This is a genomic window from Nocardiopsis sp. TNDT3, assembly GCF_003427465.1.
GTDB classification, from domain to species: domain Bacteria; phylum Actinomycetota; class Actinomycetes; order Streptosporangiales; family Streptosporangiaceae; genus Nocardiopsis; species Nocardiopsis dassonvillei.
The window spans coordinates 1-2,392 of record NZ_QPFC01000006.1 but is presented as its reverse complement, the minus strand read 5'-3'; the positions used below and the strand labels follow the sequence as shown (position 1 = coordinate 2,392).

At 74.9% G+C, this 2,392-nt stretch carries 2 protein-coding genes; both read right to left on the bottom strand.

Annotated features, from left to right (window positions below):
- Nucleotides 1–1,434 (bottom strand): FAD-dependent oxidoreductase (locus tag DQW06_RS00105; RefSeq protein WP_117197720.1); only part of this gene is annotated, 1,434 nt, incomplete at its 3' end.
- Nucleotides 1,427–2,260, bottom strand: coding sequence for an SDR family NAD(P)-dependent oxidoreductase (locus tag DQW06_RS00100; protein WP_013155652.1), 834 nt, complete (start codon nt 2,258–2,260; stop codon nt 1,427–1,429). The genes DQW06_RS00100 and DQW06_RS00105, both read right to left, overlap by 8 nt.
- Nucleotides 2,261–2,392: the final 132 nt, after the last annotated feature.

Genomic DNA, 2,392 nt, shown 5'->3' with positions numbered 1-2,392 from the left:
CGCCGCTCCCCGACCGGCGATGCGGCCCATGGTGAGGGCGTTGGCGACCGCGTTGCCGCCGCCGACGTAGCGGGGACCGAGGACTCCGGCGCCCGCCTCGCCCGCGGCGAAGAGCCCGGGGACCGCGGTCCCGGTGCGGTCGCGCACGGCGGCGGCGGAGTCGATCTCCAGACCGGCGTGCGTGCAGACGATCTCGGCCGGCAGCACGCGGGCCGCGTAGTACGGAGCGGTGTCCAGGGGCTCGGGGTCGGCCTGCGCCCCCTTGCCGCGCAGGGTCAGGTGGCGCAGGAAGTCCGGGTCCCGCCCGTTCGGCAGCTGGGAGTTCCAGGTCCGCACCGTGGTGAGCAGCGCGGCCTCGGGCACCCCCATGAGGGCGGCCAGTTCCTCCAGGGTGTCGGCGCGCAGGGTGCGGCCCGCGTCGGCCTCCTCGGTGACGCGTTCGGGCGTCCAGTCCGCGTACCCGGCGGGCAGCGAGGCCCGGGCGCGGTCGTCGAACACGCACCACGCGGAGCCGCCCTGGGCGTCGATGATGCCGGTGGAGACTGCGTAGGAGGCGTCCTCGTCCATGAAGCGGCGCCCGGCCCCGTTGACGTACACGCGCGAGAGCGGCGGGAACCCCGACTGCCAGTGGTGCTGGCGTTGGAAGTAGACGGTGGGCATCCGCAGCCCCCAGCCCGCGCCGGTCACGGAGGCCCCCACCTGTTCGGCGAAGCGCAGGTGGTCGCCCCGGCTGCCGGGCGCGGCCACGACGAACGCGTGCTCGCCCGCCTCCAGGGCGTCCGGGTAGTACTCCTTGAGCAGTTCGGGGTCCTGGGCCAGGCCTCCGGTGGCGACCACCACGGCGTTCGCGCGGACGGTGACGCCGTCGGCGACGACGCCGCGCACCCGGCCGTCCTCGAACAGCAGGTGCCGCACCCGGGTGTTGAGCACGGTCTCGACCCCGAGGCGGCGGCAGGCCGCGGCGAGCACCTGGACCAGACCGAGCCCCTGGTCGGCGGGGACGTGGGCGCGCCAGACGTCCTCGACCCCGGCCCGGGTCAGACCGGGCATGTGCGCGTTGGTGGAGGTCCGGGCCGGGAACCCGGCGCCCAGTCCGATGAGCCACTCCAGGGTGGGTCCGGCGTTCTCGCAGAAGGCGCGGACCAGCCCGGGTTCGAGCATCCACTGGTTGAGGTCCATGTAGTGCTGGTAGAAGCGCTCGGCGCTGTCCTCCACGCCCGCGCCGCGCTGGACGCTGGTCGCGGCGGCGGTGAAGAGCCCCGCCGAGAGCTGGGTGGAGCCGCCCAGTTCGGACTCGGACTCGAACAGCAGGACGCGCGCGCCCTCCTCGGCGGCGGTGACGGCCGCGGCGAGCCCGGCCCCTCCCCCGCCGATGACGACGACGTCGGCGGTCTCCTCGTCCTCGTGGTCGTGCCGGCCGACGTGCTCAGACATGGCGGGAACCCCCGTCGACGGCGATGCTGTGCCCGGTCACGTAGCGGCTGCTGTCGGAGAGCAGGAAGAGCAGGACGCCGACGACCTCCTCGGGGGAGCCGACCCGGTGCAGCGGCACGTTGTCCAGGGCGGCGGCCAGGGCCTCGGGGTCGTCCTGGAGCCAGCGCGTCATCTCGGTGTCGATGAAGCCGGGGGCGATGGAGTTGACGCGCAGCCCCCTGTCGCCCAGCTCGACGGCGAGGGACTCGGTCAGGTGGGCGACGGCGGCCTTGGACGCGCAGTAGGCGGCGCGGCCCCGGCGCACGCGCACCGCCGACACCGAGGACATGTTGACGATGACGCCGCCGGGCCGCATGCGGCGGGCGGCGGCCTGGGCGCCGTGCAGGACCCCCTGGACGTTGACGTCGAGGACGGTGGACATCTGCTCGGCGGTGATCTCGCCGACGGCGGCGTACGGGAAGACCCCGGCGTTGTTGACCCAGTAGTCGAGGGAGCCGAACTCGTCGACGGCGGCGCGGGCGAGGTCGTCGTGCTGCTCGGGCACGACCACGTCGACGCGGCGGGGGGCGACCCGGCCGGGCCTCTCGTGCAGAGCGCCGTCGGCCAGGTCGCGGTTGATCTCGTCGGCGACCCGCTTCATGTCGACGTCGTTGATGTCGGCCGCGACGACGTTGACGCCGCGGGTGGCCAGGGCTGCGGCGAAGCTGCGGCCCATGCCGCGCGCCGCCCCGGTGACGACCGCGGTGCGGCCGGCCATCTCGGGGTGGACGGCCTCCATCACGCGGTGGACGACGCGGGCGGGGCCGGTGCCCTCGTGCTGGGTCATGGTGTGCGGCCTTTCCTTGGGTGGGACGGGACCGGGGTCGCGGGTCCGGATCTGGTGGGGAGCGGGTGCGGTGGGTCCGGGTGCGGTCGGGCGCGGCCGGGGTTCAGGCGGTGTCGTCGCGCCCGACGTCCC